Below are 23,957 nucleotides of genomic sequence, written 5' to 3' on the forward strand. Positions count from 1 at the left end.
CCTGCCAGTAGCAGGTTTGTTACTGTCTTAATGCTCTTCGTGAACGATCGCTTGCGACATGTAAACCATGGTCAACATGACGAATACGAAGGACTGAATTGCACCTACGAAAACACTGAAACCTTGCCACACAATCAGTGCAGGGATACCAAACCATCCCATGCCCATGATGACGCCAATCATAACCTCACCCGCGAAAATGTTACCGTATAGACGAAGCGAAAGCGATAGCGGCTTAGCGACCTCTTTGATTACGTTAAGCGGGAAGAATGCTGCATAAGGTTCGAAGTAATGCTTGAGGTAATGCTTACGGTTGCGACGCAGACCCTCGATGTGCGTGAGCACGATTACGATAGCCATTAGTGCGCCGGCAACGGCAACATCGGCAGTCGGCGATTTCCACCATGCGATGTGCGCTTCCTCTTCACCATGCAAGTTAAGCTCCATGCCGAAGATTGTTGCTCCGTGATGCGCCTCGGTAATGATACCGAAAGGAAGACCCAGCAAGTTGGCAACAAACAGGTACATGATCATAGCAATCCCCAGCGTCAAGTACGGACGACCTTTCTTCAGGTCCATCGTTGTACCGATAATGTTCTGTACGAATTCGATCACCCACTCCAAGAAGTTCTGCATCTTGGTCGGATTGGTCACCGAAGCGTTGCGAACCGCCAGCTTTGCAATAATAAATACGATAATGCTGGTGATAACTATCATGATAATGGCAGCCAAATCAAATCGAATGCCACCCAGACTTACTTCAGGAAAAATATGATCCATTAGTTGTTTTCACCCCTTTCATCGGTGGATTGCCGTACGGCCGGATCTCTCTTGGCTTTAAATCCCAATATGAGTGTTGCCAATTGAGCAACAAATAATCCAGCTACTGTTCCATAGAGGCTAAACGAAAAGTACTTGGTTGCAATCACAACCGCTAACAAGGCAATACATGCGCGAGTCAGAAAACCGAGATTATGGCGTTTCTGGATACCCGCAGCCGATATAGCGCCGATCCGCTGTACTTTCCAAGAAAGATGGAAGGCGTTTGCAAGACTTGCCGCAGTTCCGAGAACAAGACCGCCGAAGAACGGTTTATATTCCGGAAGAAGGGCCCATCCAATAAAGCATAGAGACAAAAAAAAGAACGTAATACGCTTAACCGTTCGAAGGTGGCCGGATAAATCATCCATTATTTCGCTTTGCCCCCAGTAAACGCCTTGATCAGAATGATGGTGATGAAGACCGCGACAACAAAACCTAAAGCCATGCCAACAATGGAGCTATACCCGGTGTCTTGCGCTTGATCGACCTTGAGTCCAATCCAGTAGCCCAGTCCAAGACAGGCACCGATTGTACCGCCAACGGATCCGATCAGACCCATTGCGCGCCAAGGATTATCTCCGAAGCTGCCGTTATCCGTGTTGCGATTATTGTCGTTATGGGACGGATTCGTCATCCTAGAATCACTCCAAAACTCTTATTTATTTTAGCCAAGCGGGTTCACTTTTGTCAATTGATATAAATTCAAACATTTAGTGAACGGATGCCCGAAAACCCTTGATTTACCTGGGGTTTCCGGGTTTCCAAACCGTACAGTAGCACTGTATGCTGTTGCGTTGCTCGGAATGCAATCCTACTGATGTAAACTATGAACGTTGTGTGAACGACTCCGGACGCTTGTCCGCTTTTCCAAAATGATGCAGGATCGCCTGGACAATACGAACAGATGCTTGCCCATCGCCATAAGGATTGGCTGCTTGGCTCATTTTCTCATAGAGTTTCGTGTCGGATAGAAGCGCATGAGCACGCTCGTAAACAACCTCTTCGTCCGTGCCTACCAGCTCCAGTGTTCCTGCATCGATACCTTCAGGACGCTCGGTAGTATCACGAAGCACCAGCGTCGGAACGCCGAAGGATGGCGCTTCTTCCTGCAGACCGCCGGAATCCGTCATAATCATGTAGGTGTGCGGATAGAAGTTATGGAATTCAAACACGTCGAGCGGCTCGATTAGCTTAATACGCGGATGATTGCCAAGGATTTCATTCGCCGGCTCACGAACAGCAGGATTCAAATGCACCGCATAGACAATAACAACATCTTCGAATTCGTCGGCAATTCGTTTCACCGCGCGGAAAATATTACGGTGAGGCTCGCCCAGCGCTTCGCGGCGATGAGCCGTCATCAGAATCATGCGCTTACCAGCCGCCCATTCGATCACCGGATGCGTAAAGGATTTGTCCACCGTGTATTGGAATACGTCTGTCGCCGTGTTGCCGGTTATGTAGATCGTAGACTCCGATTTGTTCTCTTTGCGCAGGTTGTCTGCCGCTCTGTCCGTTGGCGCGAAATGCACATCCGAGAGTACGCCTGCCAATTGACGGTTCATCTCTTCCGGATACGGAGACATCTTGTTCCACGTACGAAGACCTGCTTCTACATGTCCAACCTGAATCTGCTGTACAAAGGAAGCATAGCTGGCTAAGAAACAAGTCTGCGTATCGCCATGTACGAGTACGATATCCGGTTTCGCTTCACGCAGGATCGGCTCAAGGCCTTCCAGCACTTTGACGGTTGTTTCCGTCAGCGTCTGCCGATCTTTCATGACGTTCAGATCGTATTCCGGCTGGATTTTGAAGAAATCGAGTACTTGATCGAGCATCTGGCGATGCTGCGCCGTCACGCAGACAATGGATTCAATTTGTTCCGGATGCTTCTGCAGCTCCAGCACCAATGGCGCCATCTTAACCGCTTCCGGTCTGGTGCCGAAAATCGTCATAACCTTTATTTTAGCCAAAGTATGTCACTCCTAAATTTACTCGCAGCAGTTATTGCTCCGAAAGCAGTATTATTTGGTGCCAAACATACGGTCACCGGCATCGCCCAAACCCGGAACGATGTAGCCGTGATCATTAAGATGGCTGTCGAGCGAAGCTAAGAAAATATCAACTTCCGGATGCGCCTTCTGCACAGCCGCTACACCTTCCGGTGCCGCGATGAGGCACATTAGCTTAATTTGCGTACAGCCGCGGGTCTTCAGCGCTTGGATAGCCGCATTCGCCGATCCGCCTGTAGCGAGCATGGGATCAATAACAATCAACTGACGCTCCGTTGCATCAGAAGGCAGATTGACGTAATACTCCACCGGCTCGAGCGTTTCCGGATTACGGAACAGCCCGATGTGGCCGACTTTAGCCGAAGGAATCAGCTTGAGCATCCCTTCCACCATGCCGAGCCCTGCGCGCAAAATCGGAATAAGCCCAACCATGCGTCCGGACACGACTTTGCTCGTCGCTTCTACGACAGGCGTTGTAACGCTAACGGTCTCAAGCGGTAGATCTCTCGTAATTTCATACGCCATCATGGTGGCGACTTCATCGACCAGTTCACGGAAATCTTTGGTCTTCGTATCTTTGTCGCGAATAAAGGTCAGCTTATGCTGGATAAGCGGATGGTCGCAAATTGTGAGATTGCCCATAGGTCTATTCATCCTCCTGAAATGCTTCTTCAACTGACTATTATAACATTCGACGCATCAATGTGCTATGTGGGCCACGGAGTGCAAGAAACACATGCAAAGTATACCCGAAAGCAGCATGAATTACGTCAAAAGCATCTCAGTCTCAGCTGCCCCCGCCGCAGCTGCTTCCACAGGATGAACCGCTTCCCGAATCGCCGCCGCCGGAACAAGAGCTGCCCCCGCCATCGAAGCCTCCTCCGTTACCGGAATCCCCGTTGCCGCCGTCATTAAAGTCAGAGGAGCCGCCATCGTCGCCGCTGCATATAGGTGCAGACCCTCCGCTATAGTCGCTGTTCGCATCACGCTGTTCCTGCGTTTGATTCTCATCCATCTGATTATGGAAGTTATCGCTAGGTCCGAATGAAGAGTAGAAAAACATCCCCGAGAGCAAACCTGTCGTCATCATGTCGGAGGAGGAGTCTGCTTGGCGGTTATGGACTGGCTGCTCTTTGGCTGAAGCGAGCTGCCTCCCACGATCAATTAAGTAATCAACGGTTGCGTTCAAATCGCCAAACTGAGCTGCCGCCTTCTCGTTGAAGCGTTTGCTGCGCAGTTCATCCGGTGAGCCTGTCTCCAGCTCGTACATTAACTCATGCGGCAATGGCGTCCGATAGAAGGCTCCCCACAGCTGTCCGCTTACCGGAACGGGCAGAAACAGTTCTCCGTAAATCCAATCGAACCACGCGCGTTCTCCGGCTGCAGGCTTCGCCTCAGGACCGTGCGGAGCATGATGAATCGTCCCCCCGCAAAATTGCTTGCAGAACTGCTCATACTCCCGCGTAAACATCAGCATTTCATGCCAAACCTCATCTACGCGCACACTGTACATCGGAACGTTCCGAAGCACGCCGCACATGAGAAAATAACGCTTCAGCTCAAACCACTGCCACTGCCATTCGCCCTCGCGCATGCTTGGGGTACGCTTGAACACGCGGTCTTTCACGCGTGCCTCGAAGTCCGGCGACAGTGCGGCTTCAAGCCGCTCAGCGGCCGATCGCGCCGGATGCTGTTCGGGTACGCCGAGATATTCCGGGGGTTTGCGCATCGTCATGGCCGGCCGGCGGGCGCCGGCCGAATTGAAGCCGCTAGGACGTGACTGCTGGGTACCTCGCGATTGAAAGAGCTTCAGCACAATAAACACTAAAATGATTATGAAAACAATCGTAAATAAACTCATACGCCGGAGGCTCACCGCCTTTGTTATCGATATATGGTTATCATATCATGCCGAAGCTGATGCACTGCTCATTTTTCGCTAAAATCAGGAAAAAGTTGCGGGGGTGTTGTGTCAGATGGTCATGGGCAAAGTTGTTGCAGGAACGGCAACATTTACGCCTCCCAGTGGGCAAATGGTTCTAAATGTTGCGCAAACTGCAACATATCTAAGCGGATTGGCGGCCAATTAGCTGTTTGTTGCGATAATGTTGCCATAAGCGCAACATTTTCTCAACGAGACTTATCATTAACGTAATTGTTGCATAACGAGCAACATTACTACTTCTCATTTCATTTGGGCGTGTAGCGGTTAGCCATAGACACAAGAAAAAAGATGGCATAAGGGATTGGCTCGCCCTATTGCCATCTTCATAATTAACCGCGAAGCAGCAGACGGTTAAAGTAGTCGATTGTGTACCGAACGCCTTTGTCCCCAAGCTCTCCCGTCCACGTGTGGGAATGCGGCTCGATGCTCAACCCGCCTTGGTAGCCGACTCCATAAAGGATGGACATGAACGTGCCCCAATCGGTTTGATCCATGCCAGCCGGCGGATCGTCGAAGCGTTTGCCGTCAATGATGACGGAGCCTTTGATGTGGATATGCTTGATGCGCGAGCCCCAGTTCACGATTTCTTTCAAATAATCTTGCCCTGCGTAACGAGCATGGGACGGATCGTACTTGATGCCAAGCTCAGGCAAATGGCCGTGAATAAGCTTCCATGCCGCTTCGTCCACGATGTAATTGTTCCAATGGCAGTTATATGTCGCAATGGAGATGCCGCGCGTTTTGCCATATTCAATCAGAACGGTAAAGTAGTTAATCGCCGCCGTGATGTTATCGTAGTAGGAAAGCTCTTCGATGTAGTTACAGCCGCCCACAAATACCGGACAGCCAAGCTCTTGGCATGCGTCGATCAGCGCCTGCGCTGCCTGCAACTCCTCTTCGTTGATACTGCCATCTTTATTGATGCGATCAGGGCCCCAACGTCCGATGGAAGCAACCGCAACGCCAGTCCGCTCACTTGCGGCTTTCAGCTCTGGCACAAGGTTCGTGAAAGCAGAAGCCGGAATGTCCACATTGACGCAAAACTCTAAAAAGGCCAAGCCGAGATTGGCCGCATAATCGAAGCTTTCAGCACGATAATCTGCAATAATTCCAAGTTTCATATTCGGTTCGACTCCTTCGTCTTCATCCTATTATGACACATCCCCGAAACGTTTCGGTTGGCTCGCACTACCACTATATATCCAGCAAGAAAGCGATTGCAACATAAATTTATCGACAAGCGGTAAGTGACAGAAGTGAGCGATTCGTATGGGCGGCGGTGCATTGCGGGAGAGCGGGTAGCGGCTGATGGGATCGGGAGACTGCGAGGCGTGAACTGCGGACGGTGACTGATGCGACCATGAGAGGCGGGATATGTGGGTAGCGATAAGGAGAGATGGTGTGTCCGCCGGTAAGGCAGCAGTAATGCGACTTCGTATGATGGTGCTGTCGGCAGCGGGTCGGCTTGCTGCTGTGGATACTCGCTAACGAACCGTACAGGCCTTATTTCGTGGAAATGGGCTCGTCAAAAATTCTAACGAACCACAGGGAGCTTATTTAGCCAAAAATGGAGGTACGAAGCATGATTTTTGCTAAATAGCGCCTGTAGGGTTCGTTAGAATTTTAACTGGCGTGATTTGGGCGAAATAAGACCTCTATGGTTCGTTAGAGTTGAGAATCCGTCCGTAGCATGCTGCGGAATGCAAAAAAAAGGCGGCATAGGGAGGAACCCTTTGCCACCTTTTTTTGATTTTCTGCTTAGTAAGTCATGCCCGGGTAAAGCGGGTATTGCGACATAAGGTCGCTTACCATACCGCGTGCTTTTTCCAGAACGGACTCGTCTTTCGGATTCTTAAGCGTCATTGCGATGACTTCTGCGATTGTAGCCATTGCGTCTACGCCCATGCCGCGCGAAGTCGCTGCTGGCGTACCGATACGGATACCGCTAGTGATGAAAGGACTGGTTGGATCGAATGGAATCGCGTTTTTGTTGACTGTGATTTGTACGGAATCGAGTACGTGCTCCGCGTCTTTACCTGTGATGTTCAGGTTGCGAAGGTCGATCAGCATCAAGTGGTTGTCCGTACCGCCGGAAACGATGTTGATGCCTCTTTCGATCAAACCGTCAGCGAGCGCCTTAGCGTTGTCGACAACGTTCTTGCCGTATTCTTTGAACGAAGGCTGAAGCGCTTCGCCGAAAGCTACTGCTTTAGCCGCGATAATGTGCATCAGAGGTCCGCCTTGGGAGCCCGGGAATACTGCTTTATCAATCGCTTGCGCCCATGCTTTGCGGCAAAGGATCATACCGCCGCGAGGACCGCGAAGCGTTTTGTGCGTAGTTGTTGTTACAAAGTGAGCATGTGGAACCGGGCTCGGGTGCAAGCCGGCAGCTACAAGGCCTGCGATATGCGCCATGTCAACGAAGAGCAATGCGCCTACGTCATTAGCAATGCGGCCAAGCTCTTCGAAATCGATGATGCGCGGGTAAGCCGATGCGCCTGCAACGATCATGCGCGGACGGTGTTTGAACGCCAGTTTGCGTACTTCTGCATAGTCGATTGTAAAAGTGTTCTCGTTAACGCCGTAAGCTACGAAGTTGTACAGAAGACCTGAAGCATTAACCGGGCTGCCGTGCGTCAAGTGACCGCCATGCGCCAGGTTCATACCAAGAACCGTGTCGCCCGGGTTTAGCGCCGCTAGGTAAACAGCCATGTTTGCTTGTGCGCCGGAGTGAGGCTGCACGTTCGCGTGCTCAGCACCGAACAATTCTTTGGCGCGGTTGCGTGCGATATCTTCCGCGATATCGACATGCTCACAGCCGCCGTAGTAACGTTTGCCCGGGTAGCCTTCCGCGTATTTGTTCGTCAGCACCGTACCCATTGCTTCCAATACCGCTTCGGAAACGATGTTCTCGGATGCGATCAGTTCGATGTTGTCACGTTGGCGCTGCAGCTCAAGGCCAAGGGCTTTCATGATTTCGGGATCTTGTTTACGTAGGTTTTCCATGTTGATGAGTCCTCCTCAAGATAATAAGTATATTAGTCGCATGTGCCGGCATCCGTTGCCGGACCTGCCGCTTCTCGCGTGTAAACCGCACGTTCCCCGCCAATTAGCTTCGGACGGGTATAAGCCATCGTCAAATGCGCGGATCCGATTGCTCGAATCGTTGGTCGCACCGGCACCGCAACACGCTTCAAATGCATGCCGATGAAGGTGTCGCCGATATCGATGCCCGCATGTGCCTGAACCGTCTCGGTCAGCACAGCATCCTGCAGCGTTTGGAACGCGTAGGCTGCCATCGAGCCGCCGGCTTTACGCACAGGGACCGCCGAAACAAGGTCTAGGCCGTATCGTTCAGCGGCTTCCCGTTCCATCACGAGTGCCCTGTTCAGATGTTCACAGCACTGATAAACGGGATAAAACTGCAATTCTTGCCGTACCTTCTCGACCCCCGCGTAGATCGCGGCTGCCGTTTCCAGCGTGCCTGATGTACCGATCCGCTCGCCGAGCACCTCGCTGGTCGACACGCCGATTACAAGCAGCTGTCCCTGACGAATGCCCGACGCGGCTGCCAGCTCGCGGACTACGGTTTCTACATCCTTGGTCAGCTGTGCCGAGTCCATGTTGCTTATTCCGTGGTCGCTCATCACTGGATACGCCCCTTACTCGGATTTCGCCGCATCGGCGTATTGTGCTTCAAGCTTCATCACTTTGCTCACGCGGCCGATATGACGCTCGCCATTGGAGAACGGTGTCTCAAGCCAAATCCGGATAATCTCTTGGGCTACGCCCGGGCCAATGACGCGCTCGCCCATTGCCAGCACGTTGGTGTCGTTGTGCTCGCGGGTTGCTTTAGCCGAGAACATATCGTGCACCAGCGCGCAGCGAATGCCTTTGACTTTGTTAGCCGCGATGGACATGCCGATTCCCGTGCCGCAAATGAGAATGCCGCGTTCTGCCTTGCCTTGCGCTACAAGCTCAGCAACCGGAAGTGCATAATCCGGGTAGTCTACGGATTGATCGCAATCGCAGCCTACGTCCTCAATGTCGTGACCAAGCGATTTGATAAACGGAACTAGCTCATCTTTCAAGCGGTAGCCCGCGTGGTCTGCGCCGATGGCGATTTTCATATCCATTTTCCTCCCAATAAGACCGCACATGGCGGAAATTGTCGATTCACAATGGCATTAGTATACCTGATTTCGCCGAAAAAGACGAAAAAAGAGCAAGCATGCTTACGCACGCTGCTCTTTGCCCAGGCGACCGGCCGTATGATCCGATGCTCCACCGTGGTTTAACCCACTTTCGTCGCCAGTTACATCGGAAACCGTCTTTAGTTGCTTTTATCATAACGGATTTTAGTGTCAAAATCAATCGTTGCCGGAAGAAACGGCGCTTGCCATCCTTTGGCAAAGGGAGAGGTGAAGAGCAAGAAAATTACTGCGATCCCTCTACTTCTTATCCGTTCAGGCGATCAAGAAGTCGATTTAATGCGGCTTCGATTTGGGTCGCGCTCTGCTCATAAACCGCCAGCGAACCGCCGAAAGGATCCGCTACATCGAAGCTTGGGATCTGCTGCTCCAGCTGAAGCAGCCTTGACCGCTCCTGCGCCGTCATCGGCTGACCAAGCGCTTGCTTGATCTGCCAGCTCGAATAAAGCCCCTCCAGCTCCGCGATGTCAGCCAGTACTTTGGGATCCGTGTTCACGAACTCGAGCAGCGTATGCGTCTTGTCCACGGCAGCCGGAAAATGCTGCAGCAGCTGCCTCTTATGGCTGGCGGTCATTGTCAAAATAAGATCAGCCCACGCAATCGAGCCGCCTTCCAGCGCTTTTGAGGTGCCGTTATGCGCAATATCGCGTTTGGACAGCGCCGTACGCGCATGATTGGAAACAGGCAGTCCATCGATCGTGGACACGCCTGCGGAACGAATATCGAGCTGCATGCCCCTTTGCTGGGACATCGCCCGAAGCAGCGCTTCAGCCATTGGTGAACGGCATGTATTGCCGGTGCACACGAATAGAATCCGTTTCACGATTGATACACTCCTTTTCGTAGGTGTGGGTTTGGTGATTGATCTATAGGTTATGAAATTGAAATTGTTATTGTTATTGATAAAAGATAAAGGGCATATGTTGCTGATCTGTTAGAACAGGAACAGCAATCCGAATGTGAATAGGATCACGCCGCCGCACGCTTCCCCGTAGCCGCCGAGACTTGTACCCACTTTACGGCCGAGCAGCAGCCCAAATACGGACATCATCCCGCCGGCAACGCCGAACAGCAGTACCGTCAGCAGCATGTCCGTATCGAACATGCCAAGAGAGATCCCGACGGAAAAAGAGTCGATGCTCACGCCGAGTGCGAACAATAGCATCCCCCACGAGCTGCGGTAATCGATCGACTCCACGGCATCGCCGCGCAGCGAGCTATAAATCATATGCCCGCCGAGGAGGAGCAGCAGCGCACCAGCCGCAGTCGTCGCAACGCCGCCAAGCAGCGTACTGACATATTTGCCCGTAAAGATGCCCATGAGCGGCATAATCGTGTGAAAAAGCGCAATGATCGCGCTAAGCTTTGCTATATCCATCAGCCGAATGCCTTTGAGCCCGATGCCGACACCCAGCGAAAAAGCATCCATCCCCAGTGCCATAGCGATAATCAGCAGCGTCAGCAATTGTCCGGCATGCATGCCCGCCTCAACCATTTCATCCTCTCCTTGTCCGCAACCTCTGAGTAAGCATATGCGGACAAGATGGGAAAGATGACCCGTGGAGGCGGGGAGCTGGGCGCCTGCGCGCTAGTTTTCGAGAGCAAGGGCGTGGTGGCGCTTGGGGCGCGGAGCGAGCAAGGCTACGCCGATTGGCGCGCGGCGAGCAGGTTCGCGGCGAACTAGCGCAGCGGTGCTTGGCGCGCGGCCGGAAACCTTGTCGCTAGACGTGGACCACTGCGTGACCGGCCGCTTTGGATAAGCGATTCATGAGCGCGTGGCCGATACCCTGCTCCGAGCAGGTCTCGGCCCAAATGCGCTGTACGCCGCGGTTGTCGAACTCGCGCAGCGCGTTGTAGAGGCCGTGCGCAGCCGTTTCCAGCTGCGCCAGGCTGCCGACGACGAGCACGCAGTCGGCGTCGTACCGAGCAGCATGCTCGGCAAAGGCGAGCACGCCTGTGCGCTCGCCGCGCGCTTTCGCTGCGCCGACTTCCGCCTCAATATAGGCGGAGACGGCGTCAGCGTCGCCTTTGACCAAGTGCATCAGCCCCTGTGGGGCGTAATGCGCGTATTTCATGCCCGGCGAGCGCGGCGCATGCGTTTCCGCCGCGGGAGCTCCCGCCGCCGCAGGCGCAGAGGCGGCTATGCCGGCGCCAGGCGCAGCCACGGCGTCGTAATCGACCCGCGCCGCAACCTCGCGCAGCGCTTCGGCCGTCACGCCGCCGGGGCGCAAAATGCGCACAAGATCGCTGTCAACCTCCACAACGGTCGATTCAAGACCTACCCCAGCGGCACCGCCGTCGACAATACCGTCGATTAGGCCGCTAAGGTCATCGCGCACATGTGAGGCCAGTGTCGGACTTGGCCGACCGGATCGATTCGCGCTAGGTGCCGCCAGCGGGCAGCCAGAAGCAGCAATAAGCTGCAGCGCCACAGGATGGGCAGGCATCCGCACCGCGACTGTAGCAAGTCCCGCCGTTACCCGCGGCGATACGGCCCCCGGCTTCACCGGCAGCACAATCGTTAGCGGCCCCGGCCAGAACCGATCCATGAGCCTCCCGGCAAGCATGGATGACTCTCCTTCCAGCGGAAGCGTCAGCTCTTCCAGCTGCTTGCGATCGGAGATATGAACGATTAGCGGATTGTCGGAAGGGCGCCCTTTTGCCTCAAAAATCCGTTCAACCGCCGCCGTGCTCCTCGCATCCGCACCTAGCCCGTAGACCGTTTCTGTCGGAAAAGCAACGGTACCGCCTTCACGCAGCAAGGCAGCAGCCTCATCAAGTTCACTTTCGCGCGGGTGGTGGCTATCCACTTCCCACAGTAATGTTTTTCGTAGATGGATGGTCAATGTCGTATCCCCAGCTTCTGCTTTGTTTTGCCCCATTATACCATACGCCGCTGGACACCATCCAAACCCCCCACTATACAATAAAAGCCCAATCGCGGAGTGCGCGACTGAGCTTAGTGTGTGATTAGCTGAAAAGGCTGCGGAAGAAACTAATAATCGACTTGATGACTTCCCACAGAAAAAATTTCACTTCCGGCTGTTTGACTTCACCCGCTTGAACATTTTGATCAGAAGCTTTATCTTTGGCAGGCGCATCTGCTACAGCTGAGGTTGCTTGAGCGTTGTTGTCTGCTTTTGCACTCACGCTTGCCGTTGCAGCCACCGCCGGAGTTGACGCTTCCCCGCTCACTGCATCCACGAAGCAGAGGGGTGGGAACAGCACGCACCACCAGTTTTGTCCGGCACCGGCACCAAGCGTGATGCGAAGCGCTTCGTAATTACCGGCAGGATATACTTGAGTACCATATATTTTAGTTGGAAACGGCACGTTGCCGAGTTCCGCTTTGAATCCATAGTGAAAACCGCGCGCGCTAAGTTTAGTAGCAATAATACCTTCGATATCGCTCATATGATAGCGGATGGTGTTGCGTGCTTCTTCGATCGTTTGCGGTCCAGCCACCCAGTTGTTCATTTCCGCTACGATGGCATCACGAACCTCGCGTTTCACCGCTTGATCGGACGCATGATCCGAATTCGCTAGAATGCGCAGACGGATAGATTCGGAAGGAATGCTGCCGCCGGCAATAGACGCATCGGCTCGTTGACTTTCCCAGCTCATAAGCAGTACTGCAGCGATAAGAAGGACATACCCATAAATAGGACGATAAGGAAAACGGGAATAAGTGCGAATCATAACGACAAGCTCCTTTTTGGCACCCGTCGGTGCATCGGCTTGCGTTCCGGAACGATCATATCCCCATTATGTCCCTCGCGGCGGCTCTCTAAACCTATCAATCCACTTAAAAAGAGTTTCGTAGAGTAAAAGAAAAAGGCAACTCATGGTGCGCCTCGACTAATCGAAGCGGTGGTGCGGCTTTGTTAGCGGAATAGCCGCTAAAGAAAGTAGAATTCAGCTAGTTTGGCTCGTTTTAGCGGTATATCCGCTTATTGCGAGGATAGTTGGCGATTAAGTGCCACTTTCGATGGGTTCGAGCAACTGTAAGCGGAATAGCCGCTAAAGAAAGTAGATATAAGCTAGTTTGATCGTTTTTAGCGGTATATCCGCTTATTGCGAGGATAGTTGGCGATTGCGTGCCACTTTCGATGGGTTCGAGCAACCATAAGCGGAATAGCCGCTAAAGAGAGTAGCTATCGCTAGTGTGATCGTTTTTAGCGGTATATCCGCTAATAAGCAGAGTTTCGTGGAGTTTGCAGCCACTCGGCTTCCGCCCCAAGCTTTAACCCGGTCAACAAAAAACCTGAGAGTTCGATTTCCGAACTCTCAGGCTCTATTTCTCACTATTTCGCTACTGAAAGTTTATTTTTCGCACTCTCAATTCACAATACAAGCTGCATTCCGCTGATCCTGATGGTGAGAGTGCGATTTTGGAACTCTCAGCAGCTTTTGGTGCCATTTCACTGCTGAGAGTTTGATTTCTGCACTCTCAGCTCCCGATGCACGCTATATTCTGCTGATTGCGGTGCGGAGAGTTCCATTTCCGAACTCTCACCATCTTTTTGATGCCATTTCGCTGCTGAAAGTTTGATTTCTGCACTCTCAGCTCCCGATGCACGGATGATCGCTATTCCACCGCCAGCACATGGCGGTCAATCCCCGCGTAATCGGGGATGATGCGCACTTCGCGCCATGCGCCGATGCCGCGGAGCAGGTCGGCAACGGCTTCGGCCTGGCCCATGCCAAGCTCAAAGCCGACGATGCGCGGCATCGAAGACAGCTGCAGCAGCTGCTCTGCCATGCGCCGATACGGCGTCAGGCCGTCATCGCCGCCATCGAGGGCGAGGCGCGGCTCGTGGTCGCGCACTTCCGGCTGCAAGCCGGCAATATCCCCCGCCGGAATATACGGCGGGTTCGAGACCAGCACGTCGATGCGCAGGCCGGCTACGCTGCCTGGCGCATCGTTGTGCTCCCCGGGCCGCGGCTGCGCGAACGGCCCGAGCAGGTCGCCCTGCACGAACGTCATGCGCGCGGCTGCGCCATGGCGCTCCGCGTTCGCGCGGGCGACAGCCAGCGCGTCCGGCGACAAATCGGACGCGCATACGCGCCACCGCGGACGCAGCGTGGCCAGCGTCACGCCAATGGCGCCACTGCCGGTGCCGACATCAACCACCGTCGGCCCCGTACGCTCTCGATGCGCAGCATCGCCACTCACATTACTTGCTGTAGCGCCTTCAATTACCGCTTCTTCGCTACTCGCTTCTGCGACTTCACTTACCGCCTCGTCACCACTCGCTGGCACGCCCTCGCCTAACGCTTCGCCGCTACTCGCCACACTCGCTTCTGCGTCTTCACCTTGCCCCTCGCCCACAGCCCCCGGCCATAGCTTATCCGCTGCTTCCAGCACAGCTTCAACGAGCAGCTCCGTCTCGGGGCGCGGGATGAGCACCGCCGGTGTGACCTGATAAGGCAGACCATAGAACCACTGCTCGCCGATCAAATACTGCACCGGTTCGCCGGCTGCTTTGCGGGCAAGCAGCGCTTCCCATTCAGCGGTGTGCTGCTGCGGAAAAGGGTCTCGCCAATCGCGGATCAGCGCGGCCCGCTCCATTCCGAGCACATGCAGCAGCAGCAGCTCCGCGTTATTGCGAGGTTCGCTGATACCGCGAGCTTCAAGCATCTTCGTCGCATTTACACAAACTTCCCCTATCGTAAGCAACTCCCCGCCTCCAGCCTGACCATTTACCTCCACAACAAACACTCCCTATCCTCAAACTCAGACCAGTCTGCACGCTGCGACTTCTAATCACTCTGCATCCTACACGTTTAACCATCCCTCAGGATTTTGCACTTGACGGTATTAACATAAGCCTTAGCACAGCCATTGCCGAAGTGGAACCATGTACAGATTTGATTATTAATTCTCATTAATTCATCATCACGCTCACGCCCAAGAAGTCGCTGCCGCTAACCCCAGCGACAATATCCAGGCTACACAAACGGGAGCAGCCAAGGCCGCTCCCGTCATTCCTAACTATGATTGCGCTCTGAGATTACTCTTCAACGCGCTCTTACACCAAGTTCTCGCGTTCCATCAGTTCTGTCTGAGCCGTCAATGTCAGCGCATTGATGATCTCTTCCATATCCCCGTTCAACACGGAGTCGAGTTTGTGCAGCGTAAGGCCGATACGGTGATCGGTTACCCGGCTTTGCGGGTAGTTGTACGTCCGAATCCGCTCGCTGCGGTCGCCTGTGCCGACTTTGCTTTTGCGTTCGCCGGCATATTTGGCTTCTTCTTCTTGGCGGCGGATATCCGAGATCCGTGCACGTAGAACTTGAAGAGCTTTCGCTTTGTTCTCGTTCTGCGATTTACCATCCTGACACTGAGCCATGATGCCCGTCGGAACGTGAAGCACACGCACCGCGGATTTGGTTGTATTAACGGACTGACCGCCTGCACCGCTGGAACAGAAGGTATCGATCCGAATATCCTTATCGAGAATTTCGATCTCGACCTCTTCAACCTCCGGCATAACGGCAACCGTTGATGTCGATGTGTGAATTCGGCCGCCTGACTCCGTTACCGGAATCCGCTGTACGCGGTGCGCGCCGCTTTCGAATTTCAACTTACTGTAGGCGCCTTTGCCGGTTACCATGAAGATAACCTCTTTGAAGCCGCCAAGATCGCTTTCGCTGAATTCAAGCAGCTCCACGCGCCAGCCTTGGGTATCCGCAAATTTCATATACATGCGGTACAAATCCGATGCGAACAAAGCCGCTTCGTCGCCGCCGGCAGCGCCGCGGATCTCAACGATCACGTTTTTGTCGTCATTCGGGTCTTTCGGCAACAAGAGAACATGGATATGTTCTTCAAGCTCAGCTTGGCGCGAGCTCAGCTCGTCGATTTCCATCTTCACCATTTCGCGCATTTCATCGTCAAGCTTCTCGTTCTGCATTACTTTTGCTTCATCAAGCTGCTCGGATACTTGCTTATATTCCGTATATGCCTCATAAGGAGCTTGCAAATCCGACTGCTCCTTGGAGTAGTCGCGCAGCTTCTTCGGATCGCTAGCCACATCCGGATCGCACAACAGCTCGCTCAATTTCTCATACCGGTCAGCGAGTGCCTGTAAACGGTCCAACACTGTCATTCACCTCTACTTTAGAATAAATCCAATTGATTGTTCCTTTAGTATAACATAACGCACTACAAACCATAAACGTGACAATTCTGGTTAATTTGCCGACTTCCGCAAGGCATAGCAAAAGGACCCGAGAATTTCGGGCCCTAAAACCAACCATTCAACCGCTAAACGTTGAAACGGAAATGCATAACGTCGCCGTCTTGCACCACGTATTCTTTACCCTCCAGGCGAAGCTGTCCTTTTTCCTTAGCCGCATTCATGGAGCCTGCCGCCATCAGATCCTCGTAGGAAACCACTTCTGCACGGATAAAGCCGCGTTCAAAATCGGTATGAATAACGCCGGCAGCTTGCGGCGCCTTCATGCCTTTACGGATCGTCCATGCACGCACTTCTTGCACGCCCGCCGTAAAGTAAGTGTACAGACCAAGCAGCTTGTATGCTGCGCGGATCAAGCGGTTCAGGCCGGATTCCGTGAGGCCAAGCTCCTCCAGGAACATCTCTTTGTCTTCGCCTTCAAGCTCAGCGATTTCGGATTCCACTTTCGCGCTGATCGGCACTACTTCCGCGCCTTCCGATTTTGCGAATTCGCGTACCAATTCCACGTAGCTGTTGCCGTCGGAGTTTGCCGCTTCGCCTTCGCTAACGTTAGCCGCGTACAAGACCGGTTTCATCGTAAGCAGGTGAAGATCGCGAATGATCGCTTTCTCATCCTCGGAGAGGTCCAGACTGCGCGCCGGCAGGTCGTTGTACAACGCTTCTTTCACGCGCTCGAGTGTTTCCACCTCTTGCACGACCTTCTTGTCGCCGCCTTTGAGGTTTTTGCGGGAACGCTCGATTTTGCGGTCAACGGAATCGATATCCGCCAAAATCAACTCCAGGTTGATCGTGTTGATATCGCCGATTGGATCCACTTTACCCGATACGTGCGTGATGTTGTCATCTTGGAAGCAGCGAACCACGTGAACGATCGCATCAACCTCGCGGATGTGCGCAAGGAATTTGTTGCCAAGGCCTTCGCCTTTGCTCGCGCCTTTCACGATACCTGCAATATCGATGAATTCAAAAGCAGTCGGAACGGTTTTGTTAGGCACAACAAGCTCCGTCAATTTATCAAGACGCTCATCCGGTACCTCTACGACGCCCACGTTCGGATCGATCGTACAGAACGGATAGTTCGCGGATTCCGCGCCCGCTTGCGTTATTGCATTAAATAAAGTCGATTTACCTACGTTCGGCAGGCCGACGATTCCAGCTTTCAAAGCCATGTATGAAGACACCCCTGTTCCGTAATAAACAATCTCATGACATTATACATGAAGGGGGGGAAATAAAAAAGGAGACTCCGCGGATTCCCAGCTTGCAAATGTTTGATTTTCCCCGATAATCAGCTAATACTGGATAAATTGTTCGGCTTCCGGACGTTACCCCCAACCGCATGCCGCTCCCATCTTCCGAACATACTACCTTGTGTGCGACCATCCATCGGAGGTGAACCGACATGGAAAACCAAACCCATAAAGGCAACTACAAAGGTACAACCAAGATGCACGCCAAAAATCAGGATATGGCCTTCGTCAACGATACGATCGAAGATGCCAAGTCCATCACCAACTTCAACCATGTGAAGAAGAAAACCGATAAGTAAGCCGATCTCGCGGACCCTCCCTCTGCGAAGAAGCGGCACGGCTAAAAGGGTGTCCCGCCGGATCGTCACCGATCCGCGGGCACCCTTTTTCTTGTTCGTCTTGCGCCATGCCTTCAGCCACCATCATGTCGCCTAAGGCTTACTTACGCCTGTATAGATATGAATGGCATCTCGCAGAAACTCAGCCGATCCCGGTTGATCCACGTCGTAATACGCCTTGAACCGCTCGTCGTCCACGTACATTTGCGACAGGTTCGCATGGGCTTCCTTGCTGTACTGAGCCCAGTAGAAGCTCAGCCATTGCCGGTGCAAATCCGCCGTCTTCTGCGCGAGCTCGCCCGCCGGATCGCCTTGCTTGAAAGCCTCCGCCAACGTTTCCTTAACTTCCTCGGCCAGACGGGTTACGCGGTCGTGGTCTTCCTGCGACATGCCCTTCACCTTGGCATTCGATTTGTTCACGGCATCATCGCCGTATTTCTCGCGCGCTTCCTTGCCGTATTTCTGCTCGTTCTCGTCAATCAGGCGCTGCTTAAAGCCTTCAAATTTCTGTTTATCGCTCATCGAAATTCTCCCTTCAGCCGCAGCGATGGTTTGATCTACGTTTGCGATCAGCGCATCAAGCTGCCGTCTTCTGTCGAGAAGCTGTTCCCGATGCTGGATCAAGGCTGCGGTGCCATTGAAGGCCGGATCCGTCAGAAGCTCTTTAATGCGATCCAAGCTGACGCCTAGCTCCCGATAAAATAAAATCTGCTGCAGCCTGTCGACCTCGGCCTGACCATAGATGCGGTAGCCCGAAGAGTTCATTCTTGCCGGCTTAAGAATGCCTACTTCGTCATAGAACCGCAATGTCCTCGTACTGATTCCCGCGAGCCTGCCCAGCTTCTGAACGGTATATTCCACCTTCATCACCTCCCGACAAACCCACTTTACACCTTTACGCAACGTGAATGTCAAACCCATTTTTTAATCTAAAATGCCCGTTTGCTACTCCCTATACCCACGCATCCGTATCGTAGCCGCGTTCTTCCCAGTACCCGGTATGATTCCCATCGATAAGCTCAATCCGATTCAGCCATTTGACCGACTTATAGGCGTACATCTTCGGAACGATCAGCCGCACCGGACCCCCGAGGTCGCTCGGAATCGGCTTGCCGTCATGCATAACCGCAACCATAACATCATCCATACCGGCCTGCTCCAGTGTGAGGGAATCCGTATACACGCCGTCTCCGGAGTACAGTTTTACCGTTTTCGCTGACGGTTTAACCCCTGCCAGCTTCAAGAAATCCATCAGCTTGATGCCTTCCCACGTATTGCCGAGAACCGACCAGCCGGTCACGCAGTGGAAATCACTCACTTGCACTTCCCGCTTCAGCGCCACAAACTGCTCCCAGTTCCATTGCAGCCGCTTCTCCACAAGCCCATCCACGATGAAGGAAAAGGTGCTGTTGTCGAACTCCGGAATCGGTGTCACGGTATAAATACGGTACGATCCGCGGCTTCCCCCGCCAATCGGCGGCGATGAGGCCGGAAGCGGTTGCGGGGCAGGGATGAGCGAATTCGCATCATGCTCGACCAGATCATCCAGATTCGCGCTTGGCGTTAGTTGATTGCTGAACCATTTTAGAAACGAAGGACCGATGGCAACGGCGATACCCGCTCCTACCGCGACTCGAATAAACGAACGCCTCGACATGACCGCTTCCGGTTTGGCTGCCGGATGGAGGCCCTCGCCTAGTTGTCCGGTCTTAATCGTGCGGCGATGCGGCTCCTTGAGCCATTTCAGCCTTGTGATGGAGTGGTAGATGATATAGGGAAGTCCAGCCCATGTCAGCAGATCATGGATGGTGAGCGCATTACCGGACCATGCCGGACCAACCGCCTTGAATTGCCACAAAAGCACGCCGGACAGCAGCCAGCCGACCAGCAGACCCAGCACGATGATGACGTTTGCCTTCTGCCACGTCTTTCCTTTCAGCTGTTTCCAGTGCTTCGCGGCCAGCGCCAAATAGAACACGACCGGCAGCAGCGACGCGATGCCGACCACAATATGCGCGTAGCGGATGATAACCCGCCCTTCTCCGAGAATACCGCGCCACAGTCCTTGGAACAGCACAAGCCCTGTCAGTGCCAGAATCACGACAATCCAACCGTTTATTGCATGCAGCTTAACCAGCTTCTTGCCGTAGCCTTTGCGAAGCTGCGCGAGCCATTTCTGCATAGAAGACTCTGCCCCCTTGACGGTTTATTCACTACCTATATCGACGTATATAAACTTGGGAACGGATCACGATAGCTCGTAGTAATATGTATGCTTATTGTTGCACAACGAAGCCCTCACACCATATAGGCGCGAGGGCTCGTAAAGCAATACTTAGATTTGGCCTTGAATTTTGTTTTTCAGGGCGTCTTTGGATTGCAAGCCAACCATTTTATCAACCGGTTGACCGTCTTTGAAAAGAATCAGTGTCGGGATCGACATTACGCCGAATTGGGATGCCAATTCAGGCTCCTCGTCCACGTTAATTTTAGCGATTGTAGCTGTACCAGCAAGCTCGCCGGAAAGCTCTTCTACGATTGGAAGCTGCATTTTGCAAGGTCCGCACCATGGTGCCCAGAAATCAACGAGCGTTACGCCGCTCTCGATGCTTTTGTTGAATGTGTCTTTCGTCAATGCTACTGCCATATTCAATCATCCTCTCTACAATAAGTTCACAAGCTTATGGGAAGGGAAACCCCGTCACACCTTGTTCAACACTCTTCGCATTCCTTGATTTGACCCAGCACATCGGAGATCGTAATGCCGCCGAAATAATTCTCCAGCTGCTTCTCCGCTCTGCAAAAGATCCCATCCATGACTTCACGCATGTTGGAGCCGACTACGCAATCCATCTCTGGATTGCCCGAGCACCAGCTCGGAATAACGGAGCCTTGCGCCATTAACCGGTAGATGTCGGCAAGGTTGACGATGGCCGGATCCAGTGTAAGCCGATATCCGCCGCCTGCGCCTTCCCTTGTATCGACATAACCGCCTCGCTTCAAACAGCTCATCACCTTGCGGATTCTGGCAGGATTGGTCGAGACATTATCGGCAATGGCTTCACTCGGAGCCATGCGTTCGGGCAAAAAAGCCAAGTAAACCAAACTGTGTACGGCAATGGTGAATTCGCTGTTCATGCTTAACGGCACCCCGCTTTGTACTGTAATCATATCAGTTACAGTTGAACCTGTCAACGGCGGTTGTACTTCTATTTTGCGAATATGAGCATGCGTCTATTCAAAAGCCAGTGATTGCCGGGCCGCAGGCAGCTTTGAGATTCATCGCTCGCTGCCCATTAATCGAACAGCTCCAGCTGCTGGGCTGTTTCCTGCGGCGGCGGAGCCAGCTTAAACGAGCCTCGAGGCGGCAGCTGATGCAGCATCGCCATGAGCTGTAAGGCGTTATCCGCCGCATCCCCGCCGGAGTTGTTATTGAACAGCACGCATACCGTGCCGGTCAACTGCTCCAAGCGCCGCAGCCGCTCCACCCACTCTGACAGCTCCGTTTCATTATAACGGTACAAATATCGAACATCCCGCCAGTTAGGTTGTCCTGCCGAAACCCAGCCATCCGTATTGCGTCCATGCAGGCGAACAATGGTGAATTGATCATCCGTGGCCGCTTCTACGATCGGAATGGAGCCATCTCCGGCCTGCGGCTCATCGCATACCGTATGAATCCAGCCTTCGCGGCGCGTGAAAGCAATGGTTTTCTCACTCATTTCGTTCGTGAACCAGCTTTGGTTTCGAAATTCGAGCGCGCAAGGAACATTGCCCATCCGCGCCTTGGCCGTGCGCAGCGTCTCCACGTTAGGCCGCGTGCAATTAAACCATGGCGGATATTGAAATAGGACGGCAAGCAGCTTGCCGGCGGCGCGGATCGGTTCGATTGCCTCTCGGAATGCTTGAAACATCGCCGCCTCGCTTTCGTAAGGATGATGCCCTTTACCCCCGCGCGCATGCCCTGTCATCCCTTGATACGCTTTAATGACAAAGCGGAAGTGATCCGGCGTTTCCGTAGCCCATTTCTCCATCACCTGCGGGGACTGAATGGCATAGAAGGTGCTGTCTACTTCGACGACCCGGAACCACTGCGCATAGGCAGGCAGCTTATTCTTTTCCTTGCCCGCTTCCCGATACAGCTCCGAATGATCGCCCCAGCCGCATAGACCGATTTCAATCATACCTTCCCCCTCCTCATTGACCGAGTATTCTATATCCAATAGTTTACAGCCCTCCTAAATCACAAAGCAAATCGCGAAAATGCACTGTGCGCCGTATCTACCCTTGCTTGATATGCAAAACTACATTAGCATGGTTATGTAACCTGCAACAATTGAAGAGAAGAACTGACAAACTATTCGAAAGGTTGTCGTTTCCATATGCATATTGACCTGTACTCGGATGTGGTCTGCCCTTGGTGCCGCATCGGCAAGCAAAATCTATACCGTGCGCTCGCGCTTTGGTCGGAGAAGAACGATGAGCCGGTCACCGTCACTTATCATGCGTATCAGCTTGATCCCGGGCTGCCCGAAGAGGGAAAACCGTTCGATGATGTAATGGCTAAGAAAATGGGCGGCCTCGAATCGATGAAACGCGCCACCCAGCAGGTAACGCAAGCCGGAGCGGCCGTAGGCGTGACGTTCCATTTTGACCGGGTCACTCGGATGCCGAACACGCGTCTTGCGCATCGTTTCGTTGCTATTCTGCCTGAGGAGCGTAAAGCAGAGGCGGTGGAAGAGCTGTTCCGCGCTTATTTCGAAGAAGGCCTGGACGTGGCGCAGCTGAGCGTGATCATGACGATTGCCGAACGGCTTGGCGAGTTCACTCCGGAGCTGCAAACTCGTCTTGAGAACGGCGAAGGCGGCGATGCGGTTGACGCCGATCTGAAACGCGCGCAGCAAATCGGCGTGACGGGCGTTCCCTTCTTCGTCTTCAACAACCGCTATGCGCTGTCCGGCGCCTATCCCGCTGAGGAGCTGCTCGGCTTGATGGGCGGCGTGAACACTGGCGTGTAGTCAGGCGAAAGCTACTTAACATCAGTTCGTCGGGAAGACTGGAATGGGTTCGAAGCCAACATCCGCAATGTGCGGATCCGGATGATCCCGAAACCGACAGGGTTCGTTTGAAACAAGAACAAAAGAAGCTTACCATGCCGTCCCGTGACGTTTTGGTAAGCTTCTTCTCTTTTCATTATTTTAGATTCTATAATCAAATGAACCACTTGTAACAGGAATAGCCCCAGTACGTATCCATTCAATCGCCTGTAACACCAGGGGAGATGAATTGGTAGAAGTTGCTTTATCAAGAGCCAGCCAAATAGACCCGTTTGAATCTTGCCCTTCAAACGATTCAATGGTAGTCGTTGTCTCTTCCGAATCAACATCTATTTTATATAAAATAGCAATATGGTGTAAATTTTCCACTGTACGATCTTGTAATGTCCACATCACTGAAAAATCGCAGACACCAATATTTTCGAGTTTTCGAACTGTATAGCCCGTTTCTTCTCGGAGTTCTCTTGTGATTCCTTGTTCCAAGGATTCCATCTTTTCTAACCGACCACCCGGTAAATCATATTTTCCTGTGTAGGGACCTAAAATTTTTTGAATCACTAAAATACAGTTATTAGCTATACAAACTCCATAAACCCCCATATGTCTATAAAAATTGTCATTGTTATCCCCCATTCTTCCCTTCCCCCCAAGCTATCTCTAATTCATCCAAACCATTCGCCGTTGTGTTTCATATCCCCTGCTATCCAAGGACCCCAGCTACAGTTTAAACGGGAGTGATCGCTATCCATACTCTGGACGTTACACATAGCCTTCATTATAAAAAGCGGCAGTCCATTAATGACCGCCGCCTGTAACTCGTAAACCCGCAACACTAATTATGATCATAGCGATAAAGAGCAATTTCCGTTTATCCTTCGACTCGCCGAACACCAACATGCCAAGTACGACGCTGCCGACAGAGCCGATCCCCGTCCAAACCCCGTAAGCGGTACTGATCGGGACATCCTGCAGCGATCGAGATAGGAAATAAAAGCTGACCATCCCGGATCCTAACGCGAGCAGCGTTCCCTTCCAGTTTTTAAAACCATTCGACAGCTTCATGCCCGTCACGCCGCCTACTTCACCCAGCCCAGATATGAGCAAGAACAACCAGGCCACT

General features: G+C 52.9%; 26 protein-coding genes and 1 riboswitch. Of the genes, 2 read left to right on the forward strand and 24 right to left on the reverse strand.

Annotated elements, in window-relative coordinates:
* Positions 1-27: 27 nt before the first annotated feature.
* The 17 genes from atpB to ychF form a co-directional block, all read right to left on the reverse strand.
* The gene (gene atpB, locus AC6ESO_RS23090) at positions 28-780 is read right to left on the reverse strand and encodes a F0F1 ATP synthase subunit A (RefSeq protein ID WP_497093454.1); all 753 of its coding nucleotides are present in this window, start codon (positions 778-780) and stop codon (positions 28-30) included.
* On the reverse strand, positions 780-1,190 hold the full coding sequence (locus AC6ESO_RS23095; protein ID WP_494819371.1) for an ATP synthase subunit I: 411 nt from the start codon (positions 1,188-1,190) through the stop codon (positions 780-782). Before AC6ESO_RS23095 ends, atpB begins: the two co-directional genes overlap by 1 nt.
* Positions 1,190-1,456, reverse strand: a complete 267-nt coding sequence (locus tag AC6ESO_RS23100; RefSeq protein WP_494819372.1) for an AtpZ/AtpI family protein — start codon at positions 1,454-1,456, stop codon at positions 1,190-1,192. Before AC6ESO_RS23100 ends, AC6ESO_RS23095 begins: the two co-directional genes overlap by 1 nt.
* Positions 1,457-1,646: 190 nt before the next feature.
* The gene (wecB, locus tag AC6ESO_RS23105) at positions 1,647-2,795 is read right to left on the reverse strand and encodes a non-hydrolyzing UDP-N-acetylglucosamine 2-epimerase (RefSeq protein ID WP_497093455.1); all 1,149 of its coding nucleotides are present in this window, start codon (positions 2,793-2,795) and stop codon (positions 1,647-1,649) included.
* A 51-nt stretch (positions 2,796-2,846) separates the two neighbouring features.
* Positions 2,847-3,476, reverse strand: a complete 630-nt coding sequence (gene upp / locus AC6ESO_RS23110; RefSeq protein WP_497093456.1) for a uracil phosphoribosyltransferase — start codon at positions 3,474-3,476, stop codon at positions 2,847-2,849.
* 145 nt (positions 3,477-3,621) lie between these two features.
* Positions 3,622-4,695: a UCP032817 domain-containing protein gene (locus AC6ESO_RS23115; protein WP_497093457.1), complete on the reverse strand. Its 1,074-nt coding sequence runs from the start codon at positions 4,693-4,695 to the stop codon at positions 3,622-3,624.
* A gap of 413 nt (positions 4,696-5,108) precedes the next feature.
* Positions 5,109-5,900, reverse strand: a complete 792-nt coding sequence (locus tag AC6ESO_RS23120) for a sugar phosphate isomerase/epimerase family protein (protein WP_497093458.1) — start codon at positions 5,898-5,900, stop codon at positions 5,109-5,111.
* 637 nt (positions 5,901-6,537) lie between these two features.
* Positions 6,538-7,785, reverse strand: a complete 1,248-nt coding sequence (gene glyA / locus AC6ESO_RS23125) for a serine hydroxymethyltransferase (RefSeq protein WP_494819377.1) — start codon at positions 7,783-7,785, stop codon at positions 6,538-6,540.
* A 32-nt stretch (positions 7,786-7,817) separates the two neighbouring features.
* Positions 7,818-8,426, reverse strand: a complete 609-nt coding sequence (locus AC6ESO_RS23130) for a TIGR01440 family protein (protein WP_494819378.1) — start codon at positions 8,424-8,426, stop codon at positions 7,818-7,820.
* Positions 8,427-8,441: 15 nt separating this feature from the next.
* Complete coding sequence (gene rpiB, locus AC6ESO_RS23135; RefSeq protein WP_494819379.1) at positions 8,442-8,909, reverse strand: ribose 5-phosphate isomerase B; 468 nt, start codon at positions 8,907-8,909, stop codon at positions 8,442-8,444.
* A gap of 116 nt (positions 8,910-9,025) precedes the next feature.
* Positions 9,026-9,108: riboswitch (ZMP/ZTP riboswitch) on the reverse strand.
* Positions 9,109-9,237: 129 nt separating this feature from the next.
* Entirely contained in the window at positions 9,238-9,813 is a 576-nt protein-coding gene (locus AC6ESO_RS23140; RefSeq protein ID WP_497093459.1) for a low molecular weight protein arginine phosphatase, read from the reverse strand.
* Between the two features lie 111 nt (positions 9,814-9,924).
* Positions 9,925-10,485, reverse strand: a complete 561-nt coding sequence (locus AC6ESO_RS23145) for a manganese efflux pump (RefSeq protein ID WP_494819381.1) — start codon at positions 10,483-10,485, stop codon at positions 9,925-9,927.
* 226 nt (positions 10,486-10,711) lie between these two features.
* A complete protein-coding gene (locus tag AC6ESO_RS23150; protein WP_497093460.1) occupies positions 10,712-11,872 on the reverse strand; it encodes an L-threonylcarbamoyladenylate synthase in 1,161 nt (386 codons plus the stop codon).
* Positions 11,873-11,960: 88 nt separating this feature from the next.
* Positions 11,961-12,689, reverse strand: a complete 729-nt coding sequence (gene spoIIR, locus AC6ESO_RS23155) for a stage II sporulation protein R (protein ID WP_497093461.1) — start codon at positions 12,687-12,689, stop codon at positions 11,961-11,963.
* Between the two features lie 889 nt (positions 12,690-13,578).
* Positions 13,579-14,670 (reverse strand): N5-glutamine methyltransferase family protein, encoded by a 1,092-nt coding sequence (locus AC6ESO_RS23160; protein ID WP_497093462.1) that lies wholly within the window; start codon positions 14,668-14,670, stop codon positions 13,579-13,581.
* A gap of 352 nt (positions 14,671-15,022) precedes the next feature.
* Positions 15,023-16,096: a peptide chain release factor 1 gene (gene prfA / locus AC6ESO_RS23165; RefSeq protein ID WP_497093463.1), complete on the reverse strand. Its 1,074-nt coding sequence runs from the start codon at positions 16,094-16,096 to the stop codon at positions 15,023-15,025.
* Positions 16,097-16,260: 164 nt separating this feature from the next.
* Positions 16,261-17,361 (reverse strand): redox-regulated ATPase YchF, encoded by a 1,101-nt coding sequence (gene ychF / locus AC6ESO_RS23170; protein ID WP_497093464.1) that lies wholly within the window; start codon positions 17,359-17,361, stop codon positions 16,261-16,263.
* A 233-nt stretch (positions 17,362-17,594) separates the two neighbouring features.
* On the opposite strand from ychF, the gene AC6ESO_RS23175 reads away from it, so the two are divergent.
* Positions 17,595-17,741: a hypothetical protein gene (locus AC6ESO_RS23175; protein WP_177186699.1), complete on the forward strand. Its 147-nt coding sequence runs from the start codon at positions 17,595-17,597 to the stop codon at positions 17,739-17,741.
* A 132-nt stretch (positions 17,742-17,873) separates the two neighbouring features.
* Here AC6ESO_RS23175 and AC6ESO_RS23180 read toward each other — a convergent pair whose 3' ends face one another.
* The 5 genes from AC6ESO_RS23180 to AC6ESO_RS23200 all read right to left on the reverse strand — a co-directional run bounded on the left by AC6ESO_RS23180 (position 17,874) and on the right by AC6ESO_RS23200 (position 21,964).
* Positions 17,874-18,641 (reverse strand): MerR family transcriptional regulator, encoded by a 768-nt coding sequence (locus tag AC6ESO_RS23180; RefSeq protein ID WP_497093465.1) that lies wholly within the window; start codon positions 18,639-18,641, stop codon positions 17,874-17,876.
* A 91-nt stretch (positions 18,642-18,732) separates the two neighbouring features.
* Positions 18,733-19,962 (reverse strand): molybdopterin-dependent oxidoreductase, encoded by a 1,230-nt coding sequence (locus AC6ESO_RS23185; protein ID WP_497093466.1) that lies wholly within the window; start codon positions 19,960-19,962, stop codon positions 18,733-18,735.
* A 153-nt stretch (positions 19,963-20,115) separates the two neighbouring features.
* On the reverse strand, positions 20,116-20,427 hold the full coding sequence (gene trxA / locus AC6ESO_RS23190; RefSeq protein WP_090982163.1) for a thioredoxin: 312 nt from the start codon (positions 20,425-20,427) through the stop codon (positions 20,116-20,118).
* 65 nt (positions 20,428-20,492) lie between these two features.
* Positions 20,493-20,918 (reverse strand): RrF2 family transcriptional regulator, encoded by a 426-nt coding sequence (locus AC6ESO_RS23195; RefSeq protein ID WP_091225085.1) that lies wholly within the window; start codon positions 20,916-20,918, stop codon positions 20,493-20,495.
* Positions 20,919-21,076: 158 nt separating this feature from the next.
* Positions 21,077-21,964: a DUF72 domain-containing protein gene (locus AC6ESO_RS23200; RefSeq protein ID WP_497093467.1), complete on the reverse strand. Its 888-nt coding sequence runs from the start codon at positions 21,962-21,964 to the stop codon at positions 21,077-21,079.
* Positions 21,965-22,162: 198 nt separating this feature from the next.
* On the opposite strand from AC6ESO_RS23200, the gene AC6ESO_RS23205 reads away from it, so the two are divergent.
* On the forward strand, positions 22,163-22,798 hold the full coding sequence (locus AC6ESO_RS23205) for a DsbA family oxidoreductase (protein WP_497093468.1): 636 nt from the start codon (positions 22,163-22,165) through the stop codon (positions 22,796-22,798).
* 180 nt (positions 22,799-22,978) lie between these two features.
* Here AC6ESO_RS23205 and AC6ESO_RS23210 read toward each other — a convergent pair whose 3' ends face one another.
* On the reverse strand, positions 22,979-23,470 hold the full coding sequence (locus AC6ESO_RS23210) for an NUDIX hydrolase (protein WP_497093469.1): 492 nt from the start codon (positions 23,468-23,470) through the stop codon (positions 22,979-22,981).
* 162 nt (positions 23,471-23,632) lie between these two features.
* On the reverse strand, positions 23,633-23,956 hold the full coding sequence (locus AC6ESO_RS23215; protein WP_497093470.1) for a DMT family transporter: 324 nt from the start codon (positions 23,954-23,956) through the stop codon (positions 23,633-23,635).
* Position 23,957 lies beyond the last annotated feature (1 nt).

The sequence above is a fragment of the Paenibacillus rhizoryzae genome (assembly GCF_059686995.1).